The organism is Rhodanobacter sp. FW101-FHT13A11, from assembly GCF_058790335.1.
Window position 1 is genome coordinate 245,066 of record NZ_JBYTCN010000002.1, and the last position, 21,372, is coordinate 266,437.

15 protein-coding genes and 1 riboswitch are annotated in these 21,372 nt (G+C 68.7%); of the genes, 4 read left to right on the plus strand and 11 right to left on the minus strand.

Annotated features, from left to right (window positions below):
* Positions 1 to 91: 91 nt before the first annotated feature.
* The 9 genes from AC3WRN_RS03650 to AC3WRN_RS03690 form a co-directional block, all read right to left on the minus strand.
* A complete protein-coding gene (locus AC3WRN_RS03650) occupies positions 92 to 3,025 on the minus strand; it encodes a TonB-dependent receptor (protein WP_492621927.1) in 2,934 nt (977 codons plus the stop codon).
* Between the two features lie 197 nt (positions 3,026 to 3,222).
* Complete coding sequence (gene fusA / locus AC3WRN_RS03655; RefSeq protein WP_492621928.1) at positions 3,223 to 5,352, minus strand: elongation factor G; 2,130 nt, start codon at positions 5,350 to 5,352, stop codon at positions 3,223 to 3,225.
* A 292-nt stretch (positions 5,353 to 5,644) separates the two neighbouring features.
* Positions 5,645 to 6,007 carry a response regulator gene (locus tag AC3WRN_RS03660; protein WP_492621929.1) on the minus strand — a complete coding sequence of 121 codons (363 nt, stop codon included), beginning with the start codon at positions 6,005 to 6,007 and terminating at the stop codon, positions 5,645 to 5,647.
* Complete coding sequence (locus AC3WRN_RS03665; RefSeq protein ID WP_492621930.1) at positions 6,004 to 9,567, minus strand: chemotaxis protein CheB; 3,564 nt, start codon at positions 9,565 to 9,567, stop codon at positions 6,004 to 6,006. The genes AC3WRN_RS03660 and AC3WRN_RS03665 overlap by 4 nt, the downstream gene beginning before the upstream one ends.
* A gap of 104 nt (positions 9,568 to 9,671) precedes the next feature.
* Positions 9,672 to 10,334 (minus strand): M24 family metallopeptidase, encoded by a 663-nt coding sequence (locus AC3WRN_RS03670; RefSeq protein ID WP_492621931.1) that lies wholly within the window; start codon positions 10,332 to 10,334, stop codon positions 9,672 to 9,674.
* Positions 10,335 to 10,343: 9 nt separating this feature from the next.
* Positions 10,344 to 10,703 carry a DUF1304 domain-containing protein gene (locus tag AC3WRN_RS03675; RefSeq protein ID WP_492621932.1) on the minus strand — a complete coding sequence of 120 codons (360 nt, stop codon included), beginning with the start codon at positions 10,701 to 10,703 and terminating at the stop codon, positions 10,344 to 10,346.
* A gap of 94 nt (positions 10,704 to 10,797) precedes the next feature.
* Positions 10,798 to 11,517 carry a 2OG-Fe dioxygenase family protein gene (locus AC3WRN_RS03680; RefSeq protein ID WP_492621933.1) on the minus strand — a complete coding sequence of 240 codons (720 nt, stop codon included), beginning with the start codon at positions 11,515 to 11,517 and terminating at the stop codon, positions 10,798 to 10,800.
* A gap of 110 nt (positions 11,518 to 11,627) precedes the next feature.
* Complete coding sequence (locus AC3WRN_RS03685) at positions 11,628 to 12,641, minus strand: cysteine synthase A (RefSeq protein ID WP_492621934.1); 1,014 nt, start codon at positions 12,639 to 12,641, stop codon at positions 11,628 to 11,630.
* A gap of 146 nt (positions 12,642 to 12,787) precedes the next feature.
* The gene (locus AC3WRN_RS03690) at positions 12,788 to 13,423 is read right to left on the minus strand and encodes a peroxiredoxin (protein WP_492621935.1); all 636 of its coding nucleotides are present in this window, start codon (positions 13,421 to 13,423) and stop codon (positions 12,788 to 12,790) included.
* Positions 13,424 to 13,569: 146 nt separating this feature from the next.
* Positions 13,570 to 13,685: riboswitch (SAM riboswitch) on the plus strand.
* An 86-nt stretch (positions 13,686 to 13,771) separates the two neighbouring features.
* On the opposite strand from AC3WRN_RS03690, the gene metX reads away from it, so the two are divergent.
* From metX to AC3WRN_RS03705, 3 genes are all read left to right on the plus strand, one after another.
* Complete coding sequence (gene metX, locus AC3WRN_RS03695; protein ID WP_492621936.1) at positions 13,772 to 14,806, plus strand: homoserine O-succinyltransferase MetX; 1,035 nt, start codon at positions 13,772 to 13,774, stop codon at positions 14,804 to 14,806.
* A gap of 104 nt (positions 14,807 to 14,910) precedes the next feature.
* On the plus strand, positions 14,911 to 16,101 hold the full coding sequence (gene metB, locus AC3WRN_RS03700) for a cystathionine gamma-synthase (protein WP_153021642.1): 1,191 nt from the start codon (positions 14,911 to 14,913) through the stop codon (positions 16,099 to 16,101).
* Complete coding sequence (locus tag AC3WRN_RS03705) at positions 16,098 to 17,180, plus strand: homoserine dehydrogenase family protein (protein ID WP_492621937.1); 1,083 nt, start codon at positions 16,098 to 16,100, stop codon at positions 17,178 to 17,180. The genes metB and AC3WRN_RS03705 overlap by 4 nt, the downstream gene beginning before the upstream one ends.
* A gap of 9 nt (positions 17,181 to 17,189) precedes the next feature.
* Here the strand turns inward: AC3WRN_RS03705 and AC3WRN_RS03710 are convergent, their stop codons facing one another.
* Positions 17,190 to 17,810: a YceI family protein gene (locus tag AC3WRN_RS03710; RefSeq protein ID WP_492621938.1), complete on the minus strand. Its 621-nt coding sequence runs from the start codon at positions 17,808 to 17,810 to the stop codon at positions 17,190 to 17,192.
* Between the two features lie 233 nt (positions 17,811 to 18,043).
* Here AC3WRN_RS03710 and AC3WRN_RS03715 point away from each other — a divergent pair, with 233 nt between their 5' ends.
* Positions 18,044 to 19,630 carry a SulP family inorganic anion transporter gene (locus AC3WRN_RS03715; protein WP_492621939.1) on the plus strand — a complete coding sequence of 529 codons (1,587 nt, stop codon included), beginning with the start codon at positions 18,044 to 18,046 and terminating at the stop codon, positions 19,628 to 19,630.
* Between the two features lie 54 nt (positions 19,631 to 19,684).
* Here the strand turns inward: AC3WRN_RS03715 and AC3WRN_RS03720 are convergent, their stop codons facing one another.
* The gene (locus AC3WRN_RS03720; RefSeq protein ID WP_492621940.1) at positions 19,685 to 21,349 is read right to left on the minus strand and encodes an APC family permease; all 1,665 of its coding nucleotides are present in this window, start codon (positions 21,347 to 21,349) and stop codon (positions 19,685 to 19,687) included.
* Between the last annotated feature and the right edge of the window lie 23 nt (positions 21,350 to 21,372).

The following is a 21,372-nucleotide window of genomic DNA, read 5'->3' on the forward strand; positions in this document are numbered from 1 at the left end:
TGCACGAACATCTTTCCGCGTGACGGGCGCCCAATGAAAAACCCGGGGATCGCTCCCCGGGCTTCATGGCTTTCCGCTGTCGCCGGATCGCCTACAGCTTGTAGTTCACCCCCAGCATCACCGTGCGGCCCCAGGTGTCGTACTCCAGCGGGCGCGCCACCTGCACGTTGTTGGGCAGGCCGGACACCTGCACGGTCTTGTCGGGAGTGTTGGTGAGGTTGCTCACCTGCAGCAGCAGCGACAGGCCGTTCCAGCTGCCTTCGGTGAACGCGTAGCCGATCTGCAGGTCGGTCTGCTTGTTGGCCAGCACCTTGGTGTAGCCGAGCTGGTCGAACAGCGCCACCGCCTCGCCGGTGAAGGACGAGCGGTAGCGTTCGGCCACGCGCACCGACCAGCCGTACTTCTCGTAGTACAGCGCCAGGTTGGCGACCTTGCGCGACAGCCCGGGCAGGGTGGTCGGGCCACCGGGGATCGAGGAGATCGAGCTGGTCGGGATGTTGCTGTTGGTCAGCGAGAAGTTGGCCTGCACGCCGAAGCCGTCCAGCGCCTGCGCCAGCAACCCGCCTTCCAGCGCGCCGGACAGCTCCAGGCCCTGCATCTTGCCGCCGGTGCCGTTCGCGGGCCGGGTGAACGAGCCGATGTTGCTGGTCGGCGTGAGCGTGGGGTTGTCGTTGGTGTAGTGCGAGAAGTCGTAGTTGAGCGTGGTCTGGTTGTAGATGTAGTTCAGCAGGTTCTTGTTGAACACCGCCGCGGCGAAATAGCTGGACTTGCCGAAGTAGAACTCGTACGACAGGTCGGTGCCGACCGCCACGTAGGGCTTCAGCTTCGGGTTGCCGCCGCTGCCGGACCACAGCACCTGGCCGGCGGCGGGGCCGTTCTGCACTTTCCCCACGCCGGCGGAGGTGGCCACCTTCTCGTCGTCGATGCGGCCGCGCGACATGGTCTTGGCAAAGCCGAAGCGCAGGTACTGGCGGTCGGTGAGCTGGGCCGCCAGGTTCAGGCTGGGCAGCACGTTGTTGTACTTCGCGCCGTCGTCGATGCGGCCGACCAGGGTGTCGCCGTTGGTCTGCAGCGCCTGCGACGACTGGTCGGTGCGCACGAACTGCACGCCCACGTTGCCGCGCAGCGGCACGTCGCCCAGCGCGGTGTCGATGTTGAGCTTGAGGTAGGCAACCGGCACCTTCTCCTTCACCGTGTAGTTGCGGCTCCAGTCGCCCTGGCCGTTGCGCTGGGTCAGGTAGAACTGGTTGTACAGCGCGCCCAGCACGTTGTAGTAGAGGATGCCCGGGATGCCGCCGTAGCCGAGCGAGGTGGGCTGGCGCAGGTAGGCACCGTTCACCGGCGTGCTGAAGTGGTTGTCGTAGGTGCCCGAGGTGGAGCCGTTGCCGTTGAGCCAGGCGAAGTCCACGTCGGCCGTCTTGGTCTTGGTGCGCTCGGAGTAGTCCGCGCCGAGCGTGAAGTCGCTGAAGATCCAGCCCAGCGGATGGCTCACCTCCAGCCGCATCGCCTTGATCGTGTCCTTCTGGTGGTCGAACTCCTGCCGGCCGTTGTAGCCGTAGCCGTCCGGGTCGGTGAACACCACCGCGGAAGGATCGGCCAGGTTCACCGCGGGCGAGAAGTACGGATAGCCGTTGCCCAGCGGGGTGTTGAATGCCACGTTGGTAAAGGCGCCACCAGCCAGGCCGGTGAACAGGTAGGCGTCATGCAACCTCTTCTTGGCGCTGGAGTAGGAGAGGTCGGCGCTGGCCGCCCAGCCGTTGCCGAAGTCGTACTGGTTGTTCCAGCCGGCCGAGAACAGCTTGTCGTGTTCCTTGGTGTACTGGTTCTGCAGGATCGGCGCGATGCCGCTGATCGTGCCCGAGGTGACCACCGGGTAGGGCTGGGCGGGCGTGATGCCCACGTTGGAGTAGGCGATGTTGTCCCACGGGCTGCTCGACCACTGCGCGCCGTTGGTGTACTTCTTCTCGTTGAAGGTCGAGTAGTACAGGTCCAGCGTGGAGTGGTAGTGGTCGCCCGGTGCCCACTCCAACACCGTCATCAGGCCGTTGCGCAGCTGGCTCTGCGACTGCGCGCGCAACTGCATGCCCTCCTGCGAGATCACGTTGTCGGGCAGGCCCGGCGTGTGCGGCGCGCCCCAGTTCTGTTCGGCGCCGGCGCTGCCGTTGTCCACGCTCCACCACCAGGCCTGGTACTGCTTCTCCTGGATCGGCGAGTCGAGCTGGGCGAAGCCCACCGCGAGGCCGAGGGTGTGGTCGAAGAACTGGTCGATATAGGAGAAGCTGGCGCGGTGGCCGAGCGTGCCCACGCCGCTGCCCGGGTTGAGCTTGCCGTTGCTGGTGTGCTCGCCGCGCAGGTTGGCGACGAACGTGCGCTTCGACAGGTCCAGCGGCTTGATCGTGTGCAGGTCGACCGTGCCGGACAGGCCCTGGCCGATCAGGCTGGCGTCGGGCGTCTTGTAGATCGCCGCGCCGCTGATCAGCTCGGACGGGTACTGGTCGTATTCCACGCCGCGGTTCTCGCCGGTGGTGGCCTGTTCGCGTCCGTTGAGCGTGGTGCCGGCGAAGTCGGGCGACAGGCCGCGGATCGAGATCGTGCTGGCGCGGCCGTTCATGCGCTGGGTGGCCAGGCCCGGCACGCGCGACAGGCTCTCGGCGATGCTGGCGTCCGGCAGCTTGCCGATGTCCTCGGCCGAGATCGCCTCGATGATGTCGTTGGAGTTCTGCTTGGCCCTCAGCGAGTTCTCGATGCTGCCGCGGATGCCGGTGACGACGACGGCGTCCAGGTTGCTCACCGTGTTCTCGGATTTCTTGTTCTTCTTTTCGGCGGCCTTGGCCTGCTTGGCCACGGGTGCCGTCCGGGCGTCCGTCGGCGTGGATGCCTGCTCCTGCACCTGTGCCTGCTGGGCCGACGCGGCCCCGGCCAGGGCCAGGCCGAGCAGGGCGGTGGCGCAGGCGACGGCCAATGGCCGCTGACGGTTGCGGACAGGCCGCGCAAGCACATCCGACTGCATGCGTTGAGAATTCATGGTATCCCCTACTGAATGGTGGGCGCCCCCCGGCGCCCGGATGCAGGCGGTGATGCTCCTGCGGGCGGCCAATATGCTACCGCCCGCCGGGGCGAGGGTGGGCCCTGTCGTTTTCCTTCAGTACAGGATGAGGGGAGTTGCCGTGGCGGCGCGCGCCGGCGCCAGCCATGCCGGCACTGGCCGGAAGAGGCGAAGCCTTACTTCGCCTCCTTCTCCATCAGCTTCTCGACCATGCCGGCCGGCACTTCCTGGTAGTGGTCGAACTCCATGCTGAAGGTGCCGCGGCCGCGGGTGGCGGAGCGCAGGAAGTTGATGTAGCCGAACATCTCGGCCAGCGGCACGAAGCCCTGCACGAAGGCGGAGCTGCCTTTCTGGCCCTGGTCGCTGACGCTGCCGCGGCGGCGGTTGATGTCGCCGATGACGTCGCCGAGGTAGTCCGCCTCCATCACCACCTCGAGCCGCATGATGGGTTCCAGCAGCTTCGGCTTGCTGAGCTTCTGCGCCTCGCGGAAGCATTGCCGGGTGGCGATCTCGAACGCCAGCGCGGAAGAGTCGACGTCGTGGTACTTGCCGTCGATCAGGCGCGCCTTGAAGTCGACCACCTCGTAGCCGGCGACCTGGCCTTCCCGCGATTCGGCCTTGACCGAATGCTCGACCGCCGGGATGTACTCGCGCGGCACGCGGCCGCCGACCACCTCGTCGGAGAACACTACGCCCGAGCCCGGTTCGCCCGGCTCGAAGATCATCGTCACCTCGGCGAACTGGCCGGAGCCGCCGGTCTGCTTCTTGTGCGTGTAGGTGTGCTCGACGGCGCGGCCGAACGCCTCGCGGAAGCTGACCCTGGGCTTGCCCATGTTCGCTTCCACGCCCAGCTCGGTGCGCATGCGGTCGATGGTCACCTCCAGGTGCAGTTCGCCCATGCCCTTGAGCACGGTCTCGCCGGTCTCCTGGTCCACCTCGAGCTTCAGCGACGGGTCGGCCTTGACCATCTTGTAGAGCGCGGTGGACAGCTTGTCGACGTCGTTGCGGTTCTTCGGCTCCACCGACACGCTGATCACCGGCTCGGGGAAGCGCATGCGCTCCAGCAGCGCCGGGTGCGCCGGGTCGGCCAGCGAATCGCCGGTCTCGGTGTCCTTCATCGAGACGAAGGCGCAAATGTCGCCGGCGCGCACTTCGTCGATTTCCCGGGTGTCGTCGGCCTGCACCTCGACGATGCGGCCGATGCGCTCCTTCCTGCCGCGGGTGACGTTGAGCAGGGTGTCGCCCTTCTTGATCACGCCGGAATAGATGCGGCAGAAGGTGAGCGTGCCGAACTGGTCGTTGATCACCTTGAACGCCAGCGCGCGCGCCGGCGCGTCGTCGGTCACCGCCTGTTCGCCGATGACGTGGCCGTCTTCGTCGACCAGCGCGATGCCGCCGTTCTCGCCGGGGTACGGCAGGTAGTCGACCACGGCGTCCAGCAGCTGCTGCACGCCCTTGTTCTTGTACGACGAGCCGCACAGTACCGGTACCAGCGCGCCGGTGACGGTGCCGCGGCGGATGCATTGCTTCAGCACCGCCGGGTCGAATTCGCCGGTGTTGAGCAGGCGCTCGAAGGCGTCGTCGTCCAGCGCCAGCGCGGTTTCCAGCAGCTCCTGGCGCAGCTTGGGCAGGTCGGCGATCCACGCGTTGTCGGCGCTGGCGCCGAACGTCAGCCGGCCCTTGATCTGGTCCAGCGGCACGGTCTCCCATACGCTGTCCTTGTCGTCGGAGGCCCAGAGGTAACCCACGCCGGCGACCAGGTCGGCCATGCCGACGAACTCGTCGCTGCTGCCCAGCGGCACCTGGCACAGCAGTGCGTGGGCGCCCAGGCGCTCGCGGATGCCCTGCACGCAGTGCGCGAAGCTGGCGCCGATGCGGTCCATCTTGTTGACGTAGCACAGCCGCGGCACCTTGTACTGGTCGGCCAGGCGCCAGTTGGTCTCGGTCTGCGGCTCCACCCCGGCGACGCCGTCGAACACCACCACGGCGCCGTCGAGCACGCGCAGCGAGCGGTTCACCTCGATGGTGAAGTCGACGTGCCCGGGCGTGTCGATCACGTTGATCTGGTGGCCCTTCCACTCCGCGGTCACCGCCGCCGACTGGATCGTGATGCCGCGCTTGCGCTCCTGCTCCATGTAGTCGGTGGTGGTGGAGCCCTTGCCGTCCTTGGTGTCGTGCACGTCGACGATCTGGTGCTTGCGCCCGGTGTAGTACAGCACGCGCTCGGTGGTGGTGGTCTTGCCCGCGTCGATGTGCGCGATGATGCCGATGTTGCGGTACAGGCTCAGGGGTTTCTTGCGGGCCACGGGCTGGACTCCGGAGGGGGGCTGCACGAACGCAGCCAAGTGACAGCTCAGATATTGTCTGCTGCGGACTTTTTCAATGCGCGCATGGCCGTGCCGGCTTGCCGCGACGGTTCAAGGTACCGCGCGGGCCGGCCCGATCGGCGCGCGCCGTGCCGGCGACCGCCGCCGCACCGTTTGGCGGGGCGCCCGGCCAGCGTCCGAGCCCGGTCGTGCCGGTTCGGCATGTCAGTCGGGGCAACGCAACAGTGCCCCGCAGCGCGCGGACGGCATGTTCCGCCATCGGCGAAGACGGTCAGGCAGCGCGCAGGGCGGTCAGTGCCGCGGTCAGCTGCCGCGTGTCATAGGGTTTCTGCAGGACGGTTTCGTTGCGCCACATCTCCGGGATGTCTTCGCCGCCGTAGCCGGAGGAAAACACGAAGGGTATGCCGCGGCGGCGCAACACCATGGCCACGGGGAAACTCTGTTCGCCGGCCAGGTTGATGTCGAGGATCGCCAGGTCGATCAGCCGGGAGTCGGCCAGCTCCAGGCACTTGGCCAGTCGCGCGGCCTTGAGCACGCGATAGCCCGAAGCTCTGAGGCGGTCCTCGAGCATCATCGCCAGCATCATCTCGTCTTCGGCGAGCAGGATGCAGGGCAGCTTGATATCAATGGTCATCGGGAAACTGCCTCGCCCAGCGGTATATCGATGGTGCAGGTGACGCCGCCGGGCGGAAAGACGAGCGATACCTCACCATCCAGTTCATACGGAATGCCTTCATCGATCAGGCGTGAGCCGAAGCCTCGGCGGGAGGGCGGCTCAACCGCGGGGCCATCGGTTTCCGCCCATTGCAGCAGCAGCCACGGACGGTGATCCCTCACGCGTGTGGCCCAGGTGACGGCGACCTGGCCCTCGGGTACCGACAAAGAACCGTACTTTCCGGCATTGGTGGCCAGTTCGTGGAACGCCATGCTCAGCGCCAGCGCCTGTTTCGGCGGCAGGTTGAGTTCATTGCCCTGTAGGCGCACCCGCGCGTCATTCACGCGCGCGTCGCTGTCCTGCCGGTACGGCGCCAGTTCGTTGTTGATGATGCCGGCCAGCGGCGCGCCGAGCCACGCATCCTGCGCCAGCAGGTTGTGCGTATGCGACAGCGCCAGCAACCGCGACAGGAAGCTTTCCCTGAAGGCCGGCAGATCCGCTGCGTTGGCGATGGTCTGGTGGGCGATCGCCTGCACCGTGGCCAGGGTGTTCTTCACCCGATGGTTGAGTTCGGCCATCATCATTTCGGTATGCCGCGCCGCGCGCACGCGCTCGGTCACGTCGCGCGCGATCAGCTTGCCGGCGAACATCGCGCCGTCGTGGTCGCACACCGGCGAGTAGCTGATCGCCAGCGGCACCGACTCGCCGTCCGGGCGTACCCATGTCATGTCGAATTCGGCCAGCCGGGTGGGCCGCTCGTGGCTGACGAAGAACTTCTTGGTCTCCTCGGATGGCTCGGGCGGCAGCAAGATGCTCAACGGCTGGCCGACCACCTGCTCGGCGGGCAGGCCGAAGATGCGTTCGGCACTGGCGTTCCAGCTGCTGATCCGCTCATCCAGCGAAAAGCCGAAGATGGCGTCGCGCGAAGAGTTCACGATCGCCGCCAGGCGGGCGTGCTCGTTGTTCAACTGCTGGCTCTCGGTGATGTCGACGAAGGTCAGCACCACGCCATCGACGACATGGTCGAACGTCAGGTAGGGGCGCATGCGCAGCAGGAAGGTCGGTGCGTCGCCGGTCCCGCGCAACATGCGCTCGGTGACCGTCATGTCGTGCAGCACCTGCGCCACGTCGCTTTCCAGTTCCGGGTAGTCGATGCGCGGCGAGATCTCGGTGATCGGGCGGCCCTTGTCGCCGTCACGCAGGTGGAACAGCTCGGTCATCATCGGCGTGTAGCTGCGGATGTACAGCTCGCGATCGAGAAAGATGGTCGCGATGTGCGTGCTGTCGAGCAGGTTGCGGATGTCGTTGTTGAGCCGGTTCAGCGTTTCGTTCTTGCTGTTGAGCTCGGTGTTGACGATCTGCAGCTCCTCGTTGATCGACTGCATTTCCTCGGTGGAGGTTTCCAGCTCCTCGTTGGCGGATTGCAATTCCTCGTTGACCGACTGGTATTCCTCGTTCGCCGATTTCAGTTCCTCGCTGGCCGTTTCGTGCAGTTCGACCGCGGTATGCAGCTGCGCGCGGGTTTCCCGCAGTTCGTCCTCCAGCGTGTAGACGCGCGTGAGCTCGCCGCCGGATTTGCCATCGGTCGCTGTCTCGGCCAAACGTGGTGAGGGTTCGAGCTCGCTGAAGGCGATCACGCACATCTCGACCTTGCCACTGTCTTCGGCCAGCGGCTCCACGATCAGTCGCAGCGATCGCTCCTGCCCGTTGAGCAGGAAGGTCAGCCCATCGCGGGTGACCTGCTTGCCGCTGGCAAGGGCCTGCAGTGCAGCGGCGCGCACGGCACCGCGCAGGGGCTTGTCGAGCAGCTGGAACAGGTTGAGGCTGGCCGCGCCGGTCGATGGCGCCAGGTAACGCCCGGTGTCGCCGCCGAAGCGCAGCACGTCGTGGCTGGCGTTGATCACCACGTAGGCCGGCGACCATGGCTCCAACGCCTGGCGCGCGCGCTGGTCGATCAGGTCTTCGGCATGCCGCGGCGTGGCGTATTCGGCGCTGTTGAAAGGGCGAAGCTGCATGCTGACGAAATCCCGTGGACGCGTGTGTGCATCGTCGCGGCGCACGTACAGCCGCTGTTTCTTGTCCAGCTCGGTGAACAGACGTGCGTTGCGGGCCAGTCGTTCCGACGGGCCCAGCAGCAGGAAGCCACCGGGTCGCAACGCGTAGTGGAACGACTGCACCAGCCGTTCCTGCAGGTCGTTGTCGAGGTAGATCAGCAGATTGCGGCAGGAGACCAGATCCATCCGCGAAAACGGCGGGTCCTTGATCACGCTGTGCGGCGAGAAGACGCACATCTCGCGGATCTGCTTGACCACGCACCAGTCGTCGCGGTCCTTGCTGAACCAGCGCTCCAGGCGCTCGGGTGAAATGCCGTTCAACGGCGCGCGGTAACGCCCGGCGCGGGCGCGGCCGATCGCCTGGTCGTCGATGTCGGTGGCGAAGATCTTCACCTTCAGGCCGCGTTGCGAACCCATCGCCTCGCGCAGCAGAATCGCGATGGAATAGGCCTCCTCGCCGGTGGCGCAGCCGGGCACCCAGACCCGCAGCACATCGTCGCTGCTCCGGCCGGCCAGCAGCGACGGGATCGCGATGGTGCGCAGTGCCTCGAACGCGACCGGATCGCGGAAGAACTCGGTGACCCCGATCAGGAACTCGCGGAACAGCAGTTCGTGCTCGTTCGGATACTGACGCAGGTGGTCGATGTAATCCGCGACGGTCTCGGCCTGCACCACCAGCATGCGCCGCTGGATCCGCCGCATCAGGGTCTTTTCCTTGTACTGGCTGAAGTCGTGGCCGACTTCGGCATGCAGCAGTTCGCAGATGGTTTTCAGGTGCGCCGCCACGTCGCCGCGCACGCCATCGGAACCCTTCTTCTGCTGCGCGGCGTGCATCTGCTTCTGGTAGGCGAGCAGCCGTGCCGGCATGTCGGCCACCGGCATGACGGCGTCGACCAGCCCGGTGGCCACCGCGTTGGCCGGCATGCCCGTCATCGCTTCGTGGTCGAAACCGGATTGCGCCAGCGCCAGCCCACCGTGATCCTTCACTGCGCGCAGGCCCTGCGCACCATCGTTGCCGGTGCCGGCCAGCACCGCGCACACCGCGCAGTCGCCCTGGTCCTCGGCCAGCGACGTGAAGAACGTATTGATCGGCCGGCGATGCTCGCGCGGCGGCGCCGGCTTGCATACCTGCAGCACGCCGTCGGCGATGGTCAGGGTGGCATTCGGCGGAATCACATAGACATGCCGCGCTTCGACGCGCATGCCATGGGTCGCCTCGAGCACCGGCATGCTGGTACTGCGGCCGACCAGCTCGGCCAGCAGGCTGTTGTGATCGGGCGCCAGGTGCTGCACCAGCACGAAGGCCAGCTCGCCGTCCACCGGCATGTGCGCGAAGAACGCCTTGAACGCTTCCAGCCCACCGGCGGAAGCGCCGATACCGACGATCATGGTGTGGGTCGGTGGCGGCTTGCGGGTTTTCGTCGATAAGCCGCCCTTGCCTGAGTTGGCGGTGCGGGTGGGCACTGGCTTCAGATGCGACGGCATGCGGGACAGCCTGAATCCGGGCAACGCCTGGACGAGGCGGCAGCATAGCGCGGATGCCGTTCACCCCAGGTGATTGCCGCGGGCGAGGCGCTCTTGCGCACGGATCAGCGCGTCAGCAGGTCCTCGTGGAACGCGCCGAACGGTTCCGTCGGATGCGCAATCTGGATCTCCAGTATCCACAGTCCACCTGATGGCGACGCTTCCAGGTCGCCCAGATCGCCGCCTTTGTGTATCGAATGCGGGAAATCGCCGACCCGGTGCCCCTTGATCGCATGGTTGAGCCGCCAGCCCATCGCCTCGGCGCGCTCGCCGGCAAACGCGTACAGCGCCTGCCCGCTCAGCCCCCGCGAGCGCCATGCCGCGGCCACTTCGCCGAACAGCGCGCGTGCCGCCTCCGCGCAGGCCTGCCGCTCGGGCGCGTGGCCGACCACGAAGGTGTCGCCCACATCGCCCTCGTGGCCGTCGAACACCAGGCCGAGGTCGATGAAGTAGCTGTCGTTCTCGCCCAGCCGCACGCCGGGGTCGGAGGCCTGCCGGTAGGTCCTGGTGGTGTTCGCGCCGATGCGGATGATCGTCGGGTGCCACAGCCGCTCGCAGCCCAGCTCGCGGAACACCTCGTGCGCCGCGGCTTTCGCCTCGTCCTCGCCGATGCCCGGGTGCATGCGCGCGCGGATGCCGTGCAGCGCGGCCCAGGTCTTCTCGCGGGCGCGCTGCATCAGGGCGGGATCGAAGCGCGTGCCGACGGCTTCGCGGTCTGGCGTGTGCATGGCGGCGCCTCAGGCCAGCAGCACCAGCGCCAGGCCCACCGCCGCCGGCAGTGCCTGGAACCACAGGATCTTGCGCGCCGCGGTGATGCCGCCGTAGATGCCGGCCAGCAGCACGCAGCCGAGGAAGAAGCACTTCACGTGCAGCGCCTCCGCGCCGGAAAGCAGCAGGCCCCAGGCCAGGCCGGCGGCGAGGAAGCCGTTGTACAGGCCCTGGTTGGCGGCCAGCGCCTTCGACTGTTCGGCGAATTCCGCCGAGGTGCCGAACGCGCGGCGGCCCGAGGGCCGCGTCCACAGGAACATCTCCAGGATCAGGAACCAGGCGTGCAGCAGCACGATCAGGCCGATCACGAGGTTGGCGGCGGCGGACATGCGATCTCCGGTGCGGTCGGGGCGCGTTCCAGCGTAGCGCAGCTCGGAGCCTGTTCCATATCTCCGCATGGCTCGCGCCGGGAGCCGTTTGCGTTCAGGCCGCCTTGAACGTCACCACCAGCACGTCGCGGTGGGCCGGCCTCTGTGGATCGAGCGGCGTGACCGGGGTGACCCCGTGGAACACGCGGTGGTCGTCCACCAGCGCCGCGTCGAAGGCGTGGGCCAGGGTGAAGCTGCCCAGCTCACGGCCGTCCGGCGCGTGGATGGTGGTAGTGCCGCGCTCGATGTTCTCGCGGTCGATCAGCAGCACCAGCACGTAGTCGACGCCGTCGCGGTGCACGCCTTCGGGGGTGGGCTCGCCGGCCTCGTCCGCGCGTGCCTCGATGCGGAACTGGTGCACCTCGACGTGCCAGTGGCGGGTTGCAGGAGCCAATGCGCCGAAGCAGTCGCGGCAGAAACCTAGGATGCGGCGCAGGCTGGCGCCGCCGCCGATCGCCGGCAGCACCGGTTCGAACCAGCGCTGGATGTCGCCCTGCAGCGGGTTGTACGCGAGGCTCTGGTAGTGCGGCTGGTGCGCCTCGCGGCGGATGCCGTCGGCGTCGGCGCTGAAGGTGGCGTGGCGCCGCCGCCGGTGGCGGCCGCTGGCGGCGAGGTAGGTATCCTGCGCCAGGTCGTTCCAGCTGGCCACGAACGCGGGCCAGTCGCCCAGCGTCGGCGCGTCCAGCAGGTTGCGCATGGTGTCGGCGGTGGCGAAGGCAAAGCCGTCGCGCTGCAGCCGGTCGTGCAGCGCGGACGTGTCGGGGGAGGGGGTCATCCGGATACGTTAGCAGGACGCAGGCAAAGCGGCGCTTGTTTCGTAGGAGCCCGCTCGCGGGCGATGCTCTTCCGAATTCCGGGCCAGGAGCATCGCCCGCGAGCGGGCTCCTACGGGAATGCCGTTGCCAGCCAGTCCGGCACCGGGATGCCTTTTTCGCGCAGGAACGCCGGGTTGAACAGCTTGGCCTGGTAGCGCGTGCCGGCGTCGGCCAGCACGGTGACGATGGTGTGGCCGGGGCCGAGTTCGCGGGCGAGGCGGATCGCGCCGGCCAGGTTGACGCCGCTGGAGCCGCCGGTGCACCAGCCTTCCTCGGCCAGCAGGCGGTGCAGCAGCGGCACCGATTCGTCGTCGGGGATCGACCAGGCCAGGTCGATCGGCGCGCCGTCGAAGTTCGCGGTGACGCGGCTGGAGCCGATGCCCTCGCTGATCGAATTGCCCGCGGCGACCAGTTCGCCGGTGTTGACGTAGCTGGCCAGCGCCGAACCGGCCGGGTCGGCCAGCGCGATGCGCACGCCGGGGTGGCGCGCCTTCAGCGCGCGGCCCACGCCGGCCAGGGTGCCGCCGGTGCCGGCGGCGCAGACGAAGCCGTCGACGCGGCCGCCGGCGTCCTGCCAGATCTCCACCCCGGTGGTGGCTTCGTGCCAGTCGCGGTTGGCGGTGTTGTCGAACTGGTTGGCGAACCACGCGCTGCCAGGATCGGCGGCGTTCGCCGCCTCGGCATGGGCGCGGGCCTGGTGCGCGTAGTGGCTCGGGTCCTTGTACGCCACCGCGGGCACCAGCCGCACCTCGGCGCCGGCGATGCGCAGCGCGTCGATCTTCTCGCGGCTCTGCGTCTCGGGCATGAAGATCGTGGTGCGGTAGCCGCGGCTGGCGCCGAGCAGGGCCAGCCCGATCCCGGTGTTGCCGGCGGTGCCCTCGACGATGCTGCCACCGGGGCGGATCAGCCCGCGCCGCTCGGCGTCCAGCAGCAGGCCCAGCGCGGTGCGGTCCTTGATCGAGCCGCCGGGATTGAGGAACTCGGCCTTGCCCAGGATCTCGCAGCCGGTCAGCGCGGAGGCGTGGCGCAGGCGCAGCAGCGGGGTGCGGCCGATGGCGGCGGAGAGGTCGGGCTGGATGCTCATGGAGAGGAAGTTCGGGAGAAAGCGTTGATTCTGCTCCTCCCCCTGTGTGCAGGGGGAGGTTGGGAGGGGGTTGGCTTTTGACTTGGACTGAAGATCAAGAGCGAACCCCTCCCCGACCCTCCCTTGCTTTGCAGGGGAGGGAGCAGTCAGGCCTGTGGCGCCGGCACCAGTCGCAGGTACGACTTCAGCGTCTTCCAGCCGCCGGGGTAGAGCTTCTTCGCGTCGTCGTCGGAGACCGATGGCGCGATGATCACGTCGTCGCCGGGCTGCCAGTCCACCGGCGTGGTCAGCTTGCGTCCGTCGGTGAGCTGCAGCGAGTCGAGCACGCGCAGCACCTCGTCCACGTTGCGGCCGGCGCTGGGCGGGTAGGTGAGCACCAGGCGCACCTTCTTCTGCGGGTCGATCACGAACACCGAGCGCACGGTGACCTTGGGGTCGGCCTTGGGGTGGAACATGCCATACAGCTTCGCCACCTCCAGTTCCGGGTCGGCCAGCAGCGGGTAGTTCAGCGCGGCGCCGCTCACGTCCTCGATGTCCTTCGCCCAGCCGCGGTGGTCGGCCACCGAATCCACCGACAGGCCGAGCAGCCGCGTGTTGCGCGCGTCGAACTCGGCCTTGCGGCCGGCGAACGCGCCCAGTTCGGTGGTGCACACCGGGGTGAAGTCCTTCGGGTGCGAGAAGAACACCACCCAGCGGTCGCCGGCGTAGTCGTGGAAGCGGATCGGCCCCTCGGTGGAGTCGAGGGTGAAGTCGGGGGCGGTGTCGCCCAGTTGCAGGCTCATGGCGGTCTCCGTGGGGAATGTTGCGGTGTGCCGAGCTTTGTCCCGCCGCCACGCCATCGGCAAATGATGTGATCGAATAAACATATATGCGTCTAGACGTTTAGACGTCTATTGACAAGGTATATGTGCAGGCCTCACTATCCGCCCACTCATCGAGACCGGCTGAGGGACAGGCCCATTGAAGCCGGGGCAACCTGCGGAGCGCTTCCGCCACGGTGCCAACTCCTGCGGGGATGCTGCGGCATCCACCGGAAGATGGGCGTCGTCCGGCTCGCGGCAGCTTTCGCCAAACCGGTACCGACGACCTTTCCGGTCCTGCGCAGGGCGATGCCGACCGGAGAGAGTTCCATGACGTTCCTGCCCGAAACCCGCTGTACCGAGCCTAGCCAGGCCGCCGTCGCCGCCGTCGCCGAGCCGCGGTACGCGCATCCGCCGCTCACCGCCCAGCGCAGCACCCGCCGGCTGCGGCTCAGCCCTAAGTACGGCAGCGGCCCGTGCGAGGTGGACGTGGACTACCTGTGGTGCGGCGCGCCGGGCGCGCCCACCGTGATCGTGCAGGGCGGCATCTCGGCCGACCGCGACGTCACCGCGCTGGATGGCGGCGCCGCGCCGGGCTGGTGGCAGGCGCTGGTCGGCCGCGGCGCGGCGATCGACCTGGAGCGCTGGCGCGTGCTGTCGATCGACTGGCTCAGCCCGGACCGGCTTGGCGCCGGCTCGGTCTCCAGTGAGGACCAGGCCGACGCGCTGGCCGCGCTGCTGGGCGAACTGGGCATCGCGCAGGCGCATGCCTTCGTCGGTTCCTCCTACGGCGCGATGGTGGCGCTGGCGTTCGCCGCGCGGCACCCGCGCAGCGTGGACCGCCTGCTGCTGCTGGCCGGCGCGCACCGGCCGCATCCGCTCAGCACCGCGCAGCGCAGCGTGCAGCGCGGCATCGTGCGGCTGGGCCAGGCCAGCGGCCAGGCCGACGAGGCGCTGGCACTGGCGCGCCAACTGGCGATCACCACCTACCGCGGCAGCGCCGAGTTCGGCCGCCGCTTCGCCGGCGGGCCGGAGTGGCGCGAGGAGCGCTTCCACTTCCCGGTCGAGGACTACCTGGCGCACCAGGGCCGCCGCTTCGTCGAGCGCTTCGATGCGGACCGCTTCCTCGCGCTGTCCGAGTCGATCGACCTGCACGACGTGCAGCCCGAGCGCATCCCCACCCCGGCCACGCTGATCGGCTTTCCCTCCGACCGGCTGGTGCCGCTGGCCGACCTGTGCGAACTGCAGCGCCGCCTGCATGGCCCGGCCACGCTGGAGGTGGTCGAGTCGCCGTACGGCCACGACGCCTTCCTGAAGGAACCCGAACAGCTCGCGCCCCTGTTGCGCGAAGCCCTCCTCCCGTAGGAGCGCACCCTGTGCGCGAATGCTTTTCGCCACGCAACGAAGAGCGATCGCGCACAAGGTGCGCTCCTACGAAGAACGCCGCGACGAACAACCTGGAGATGCACATGAGCGACACCCCCGCCCCCTGTACCCGCGCCGTGCGCGCCGGGATCGAGAGCGACACCCAGCACGGCGCCGTGGTGCCCGCGCTGCACCTGTCGACCAACTACAGCTTCGCGGGCTTCGGCCGCAAGCGCGCGTACGACTACTCGCGCAGCGGCAATCCCACCCGCGACCTGCTCGGCGAGGCACTGGCGGAACTGGAGCAGGGCGCCGGCGCGGTGGTGACTTCCAGCGGCATGTCGGCGGTGGCGCTGGCGCTGGAGCTGGTGCCGGCCGGCGCCACCGTGCTGGCGGCGCACGACTGCTACGGCGGCACCTGGCGGCTGCTCGACGCCTGGGCGAAGAAGGGCCGCTTCCAGGTCGAGTTCGCCGACCTCACCGACAGCGTGGCGCTGGCCGCCGGGCTGGCGCGCAAGCCGGCGCTGGTATGGGTGGAGACGCCGTCGAACCCGCTGCTGCGGATCACCGACATCCGCCACGTGGCGCAGGCCGCGCACGCGGCCGGCGCCTTGCTGGTGGTCGACAACACCTTCCTGTCGCCGGCGCTGCAGCAGCCGCTGCTGCTGGGCGCGGACGTGGTGGTGCACTCCACCACCAAGTACATCAACGGCCACAGCGACGTGGTGGGCGGCGCGGCGGTGGCGCGCGACGCGGCGGTGGCCGAACAGCTGAAGTGGTGGGCCAACTGCAACGGCCTTACCGGCGCGCCGTTCGACAGCTACCTCACCCTGCGCGGCCTGCGCACCCTCGGCGTGCGGCTGCGCCAGCACCAGGAAAACGCCGTGCGCATCGCCGAACGGCTCGATGCGCACGCCGCCGTGCGCAAGGTCTACTACCCCGGCCTGGCCGGCCACCCAGGACATGCGCTGGCGGCGCGCCAGCAGCAGGGTTTCGGCGCCATGCTGAGCTTCGAGCTGGACGGCGACGCGGCGCAGATCGAGGCGTTCGTCGACGGCCTGCAGTACTTCTCGCTGGCCGAATCACTGGGTGGTGTGGAAAGCCTGATCGCCCATCCCGCCACCATGACCCATGCAGCGATGGCGCCGGAGGCGCGCCGCACCGCGGGTATCGCCGACAGCCTGTTGCGCCTGTCGATCGGCATCGAGGACGGCGGCGACCTGCTGCGCGATCTCGACGCGGCGTTGGTCCGCGCCGAAGCGGTGGAGACGTCCAAACGCCGGGTGCTCGCGTGAGCGCGGTGCTGGCCGAACGCGCGGCAAATGCCGGGGCCGCCGCATCCCCCGCCATCGCGATCGTGCTGCTGGGCACCGGCGTGGTCGGCGGTGCGCTGCTCAAGCTGCTCAACACCTCGGCCGCGGGCTCGCTGCGGCTGGTCGGCGCGGCGAACTCGCGCCGCCAGCAGACCGATCCGGCCAGCCTGGCCCGGCGCAACCTGCGCGAACAGCTGGGCCAGCACGGCACGCCGCGCGACAACGCCAGCCTGCTCGCCGCGCTGGATGCCAGCGACGCGGCGGTGAAGGTGATCGTCGACGCCACCGCCAGTGCGGCGCTGGCGGCGCGTCATGCGGAGTGGCTGGCGCACGGCTACCACGTGGTCACCGCGAACAAGGCACTGGCCGGCGGCGAACTGTCCGGCTGGCGCGCGCTGCAGGCCGCGCTGGCGAACGGCGGCCGCTACGGCGACTCGGCCACGGTGGGCGCCGGCCTGCCGGTGCTGTCCACCCTGCGCCGGCTGCGCACCTGCGGCGACGGCCTGCTCACCCTGGAAGGCGTGTTCTCCGGTTCGCTGTCGTGGCTGTTCAACCAGTACGACGGCAGTCGCCCGTTTTCCGAGCTGCTGCGCGAGGCGCGCCAGCTCGGCTATACCGAACCCGACCCGCGCTCGGACCTGTCCGGCGAGGACGTGGCGCGCAAGCTGCTGATCATCGCCCGCAACGCCGGCTTCGCGCTGGGCACCGACGAGGTGCAGGTGGAAGGCCTGGTGCCCGAATCCCTGCGCGAACTGGATACCGAGGCGTTCCTGGCGCGGCTGGCCGAACTCGACGCGCCGCTGGCCGCGCGCCAGGCCGAGGCGAAATCGCGCGGCTGCGTGCTGCGCTTCCTGGCCCGGCTCAACCAGCGCGGGCATGCGCGCGTCGGCCTGGCCGAAGTGCCGCTCACCCATCCCGCCGCGCGGCTGTACGGCACCGACAACCAGTTCGCGCTCACCACCACCCGTTACCACGCCCAGCCGCTGGTGATCCAGGGGCCGGGCGCGGGACCGGAGGTGACCGCGCAGGCGCTGCTGGGGGACGTGCTGGCGCTGGCCTGATGAGCCGGCTCAGGCGGCGGGAGCGCTGCCCTCGACCGCGATCCCCTCGACCTGGATGCGCAGCGTCACCGTCATGTCGAAACCGTAGGCCTTGCCGGCGTCCATGCCGAACGCGTCGCGCCGGAACGTGGCCAGCGCGTCGGCGCCGCACAGCTCGCGTTTCAGCAGCGGGTGCGGCATGCACTTGAAGCTGTCGATCTTCAGCTCCAGCGGGCGGGTCACGCCGTGCAGGGTGAGCGTGCCGTCCACCCGGGTCGGCTTGCCGTCGACGAAGCCGGCGAGCCGGCCCTTGTAGATGGCCCGCGGGTATTTCGCCGTGTCGAACAGCTCCTTGCCCTGCGCCTTCTGGTTGAGCTGGTCCTGGCCGAAGTCGGCGCTCTTCATGTCCACCACGACCTCGACCGTTCCCGTGCCGGCGGCCTTGTCCAAGGTCACCGTGCCGCGGCTGTGGTTGAACTTGCCGCGCCACACCGATAGCCCGCCGAGGTGGTCGGCCTCGAAGCTGGGGTAGGTGTGGTCGGGATCCAGTTGATACTTCACCTCGGCGGCATGGGCGGTGCCGGCGGCGGCCAGCGACAGCAGGGCGAACAGGCCGAGGGTGTGGATAGTGGTGCGGGTCGTGGACGGCATGGGCGGTTTCCTTTGCGTGGGGCGTTTGCAGGTGCGACGAACCGGGCGCCGCGATTTCGACAACGCCATGTGCCGAGTGATCGCCATGATCCCGTGTTGCGCCGTGGCGCGGTTGCCGCCAATACTTCCATGCGTCCGGACGGCCGAATGCAGAATGAAGACGACCCGATGAATTCCCGCTCGCCGGCCACGCCGGCATCTCCGCACCACAGCTGCCCGGGCAGGTACCGCGCATGAACACCTCGGCCAACCGCTGGCTCGCTCCCGGCGACATCAACGGCTTCCTCGGCCTGGTGGTGGACAACCTGTCCATCATGGGCTTCCTCGCGGCGGCGCTGATCGGCCTGTTCGGCTTTCCCGCGGACATCGTGTTCCTGCGCATGTTTCCCGGCACCGCGCTCGGCGTGCTGCTGGGCAACCTCGCCTATACCGTGATGGCGCGCCGGCTGGCCCGGCGCCGCGGCAGTGACAACGTCACCGCGATGCCGCTGGGGCTGGATGCGCCGACTAGCATCGGCATGGCCTTGCTGGTGCTCGGCCCGGCCTTCCTCGGCTTCAGGCAGGGCGGCATGGACGAACACGCCGCGGCGATCGCCACCTGGCAGCTGGGCATGGCCTCGCTGGTGGTGATGGGCGTGCTGAAGTTCGTGCTGTCGTTCTTCGGCGCGATGGTGCAGCGGCACGTGCCGCGCGCCGGCCTGCTCGGTTCGATCGCCGGCATCGCGCTGGTGCTGATGGGCTTCCTGCCGCTGGTGGAGATCCTCAAGCTGCCGGTGGTGGGTTTCGCCGGCCTCGGCGTGGTGCTGTACGCGCTGGTGGCGCACGCGCGGATGCCGTTCGGACTGCCTGGGGTGCTGGTGGCGTTCGTGCTCGGCGCGCTGTTGTACTACGGGCTCGGCCCGCTGGGCTGGCTGGGTGCGGGCTACCACGCGCCGGCGGTGTGGCAGTGGCGTTTCGCGTTGCCGTGGCCGACCCTGCAGTGGGTGGAAGGGCTTGCGTACATCGTGCCGTACCTGCCGCTGATCCTGCCGTTCGGCCTGCTGATGGTGGTGGGCGGCATCAACGTCACCGAGAGCGCGCGTGCCGCCGGGGACGATTACTCCACCCGCGACATCCTGCTGGTCGAGGCGCTGGCGACGCTGGCGGCCGGCTTCTGCGGCGGCGTGGCGCAGACCACGCCGTACATCGGCCAGCCGTCGTACAAGGCGATGGGCGCGCGCAGCGGCTACACCCTGCTCACCGGCATCGTGATCGGGCTGGGCGGCGTGTTCGGCTATCTGTCGAACCTGGTCGAGCTGGTGCCGCTGCCGGTGCTGGCGCCTATCCTGGTGTTCGTGGCGATCGGCATCACCGTGCAGGCCTTCGAGGCGACGCCGGTGCGCTACGCGGCGGCGGTGGTGTTCAGTTTCTTTCCGGCGATCGCGCGGATGCTCACGATCAAGCTGAGCGACCCGACCTATGTCTCGCCCGAACATTTCGCCCGGCTGTTCAACGGCGGCACGCACGGCATCTCCGAGCTGGCGGTGATCACCGTGCTGGGCAACGGCTTCATCATCACCGCGATGGTCTGGGCCAGTTTCGTGGTGGCGCTGATCGACCATCGCCCGCGGCGCGCCGCGCTGATCCTGCTGCTGGGCGGCGCGCTCAGCCTGTTCGGCGTGATCCACTCGGTCGAACCGTCCGGCGGCATCTACCTGCCGTGGCTGCTCGATGCCGCCTCGCGCGGCATCGTGTGGCAGTTCGCCGGCGCCTACGGGGTGTTGGCGATCGTGCTGGTGCTGTTGTCGCTGGGCGGTCGCGGGCAGGCTGCCGTTCGCTGAAAACAAAAACGCGCGGCTGGTCGCCGCGCGTTCCATGGAGCCGGGTAAGGCGGCTCAGCGCCCGGTGACGCGCTCGGCGGTTTCTTCGTCAGGCGGCACCAGCGGCGCGTGCGGATCGACCCTTGCCTCCAGTTCCGCCGCCTCCACCGACGGCGTGCGCCAGCCGCACCGCACGCCCCACAGGTAGAACACCAGGCCGACCACGCCGACCAGCAGCAGGTCCCAGCCGTAGGGCAGGTAGCCCTTGCCGCCGAACATCGTGCTGCCGATCCACGAGACGAAGGCCAGCGCGGGCAGGTAGCACACCAGCCACCAGGCGCCCTTCATCTGCCGGCCGAAGTCGTGCCAGCCGCTCTTCGCCTGGTAGTACAGGTACACCGGCAGCGCCACCGCCATCAGCAGGATGATCTCGCCGGTCAGCGGCCACTTCGCCCAGTACAGCAGCTCGGTCGACATCACGAAGGCGATGCCGGCCAGCACCGGCAGGCCGAGCAGGCGGAACGGGCGGTGCAGCCCGGGCGCGGTGCGGCGCAGGGTCATCACGCTGACCGGGCCGGTCAGGTAGGAGATGATCGTGGCCACCGAGATCACCGCCGCCAGCGTGCCCCAGCCGCGGAAGAAGAACAGGAACAGGAACGACACCACCAGGTTCAGCCACATCGCCGGGCGCGGCACGCCCCACTTCGGGTGCACGCTGCCGAAGATCTTCGGCATGGTGCCGTTGCGCTCCATGCCGTAGATCATCCGCGCGGTGGTGGCGGTATAGGTCATGCCGGTGCCGCTGGGGCTGACGAAGGCATCGGCGTAGAGCAGGATCGCCAGCCAGTTCAGGTTGACCAGCACCGCCAGCTGCGCGAACGGCGAGCTGAAGTCGATGCCGTGCCAGCCGGCCGTGGCCAGCATCTCGCGCGGCACCGCGCCGATATAGGCGACCTGCAGGATCACGTAGACCACGGTGGCCAGCAGGATCGAGCCGACGATCGCGAACGGAATGCTGCGGCCCGGGTTGCGTGCCTCGCCGGCCAGGTTCACCGGGCTCTGGAAGCCGTTGAAGCTGAACACGATGCCGGCGGTGGCCACCGCGGTGAGGATCGCCGAGAAATCCGTCTCGTGCGCGCCGCCGTGCGCGCCCACCGAGAAGTTTTCCGGGTGGAAGCCGCTGGCGATCAGCGCGATGCCGGTGGCGGCGGGCACCACCAGCTTGAACAGGGTGATCGCGGTGTTGGAGCGGGCGAACAGCTTCACGCTCCAGAAGTTCAGCAGGAAGTACACGATCACCAGCACCGCCGCGATCGCCAGCCCGGCGTGGGACAACTCGCCGTGGCCGCCGGGAACGTGGCGGTACAGGTCCTGCGCCCACTGCCACTTCCAGCCGGCCATGTACTGCACCGAGGCCTCGGCCTCGACCGGGATCACCGAGACGATCGCGATCCAGTTCGCCCACGCCGCGATGAAGCCGACCAGCGAACCGTGCGAGTAGTGGCCGTAGCGCACCATGCCGCCGGACTCGGGGAACATCGCGCCCAGCTCGGCGTAGGTCAGCGCGATCGCCATGATGATCGCCGCGCCAAGCACCCACGCCCAGATCGCGCCGGGGCCGGCCAGCTTGGCCGCGTTCCACGCGCCGAACAGCCAGCCGGAACCGATGATGGAGCCCAGGCCCGTGAGCATCAGGGCGAACGGGCCGACGTCGCGGCGGATCTGGCTGGCTTGGGACATGGAAGCTCCTGCGGAGGCGTCGG

Coding starts and splice junctions, on each gene's coding strand:
- AC3WRN_RS03665 (WP_492621930.1), bottom strand. CDS start 9,567: ATGCCGTCGCATCTGAAGCCAGTGCCCACCCGCACCGCCAACTCAGGC.
- AC3WRN_RS03650 (WP_492621927.1), bottom strand. CDS start 3,025: ATGAATTCTCAACGCATGCAGTCGGATGTGCTTGCGCGGCCTGTCCGC.
- AC3WRN_RS03675 (WP_492621932.1), bottom strand. CDS start 10,703: ATGTCCGCCGCCGCCAACCTCGTGATCGGCCTGATCGTGCTGCTGCAC.
- AC3WRN_RS03710 (WP_492621938.1), bottom strand. CDS start 17,810: ATGCCGTCCACGACCCGCACCACTATCCACACCCTCGGCCTGTTCGCC.
- AC3WRN_RS03715 (WP_492621939.1), top strand. CDS start 18,044: ATGAACACCTCGGCCAACCGCTGGCTCGCTCCCGGCGACATCAACGGC.
- metB (WP_153021642.1), top strand. CDS start 14,911: ATGAGCGACACCCCCGCCCCCTGTACCCGCGCCGTGCGCGCCGGGATC.
- AC3WRN_RS03720 (WP_492621940.1), bottom strand. CDS start 21,349: ATGTCCCAAGCCAGCCAGATCCGCCGCGACGTCGGCCCGTTCGCCCTG.
- metX (WP_492621936.1), top strand. CDS start 13,772: ATGACGTTCCTGCCCGAAACCCGCTGTACCGAGCCTAGCCAGGCCGCC.
- AC3WRN_RS03685 (WP_492621934.1), bottom strand. CDS start 12,641: ATGAGCATCCAGCCCGACCTCTCCGCCGCCATCGGCCGCACCCCGCTG.
- AC3WRN_RS03690 (WP_492621935.1), bottom strand. CDS start 13,423: ATGAGCCTGCAACTGGGCGACACCGCCCCCGACTTCACCCTCGACTCC.
- AC3WRN_RS03660 (WP_492621929.1), bottom strand. CDS start 6,007: ATGACCATTGATATCAAGCTGCCCTGCATCCTGCTCGCCGAAGACGAG.
- AC3WRN_RS03670 (WP_492621931.1), bottom strand. CDS start 10,334: ATGCACACGCCAGACCGCGAAGCCGTCGGCACGCGCTTCGATCCCGCC.
- AC3WRN_RS03680 (WP_492621933.1), bottom strand. CDS start 11,517: ATGACCCCCTCCCCCGACACGTCCGCGCTGCACGACCGGCTGCAGCGC.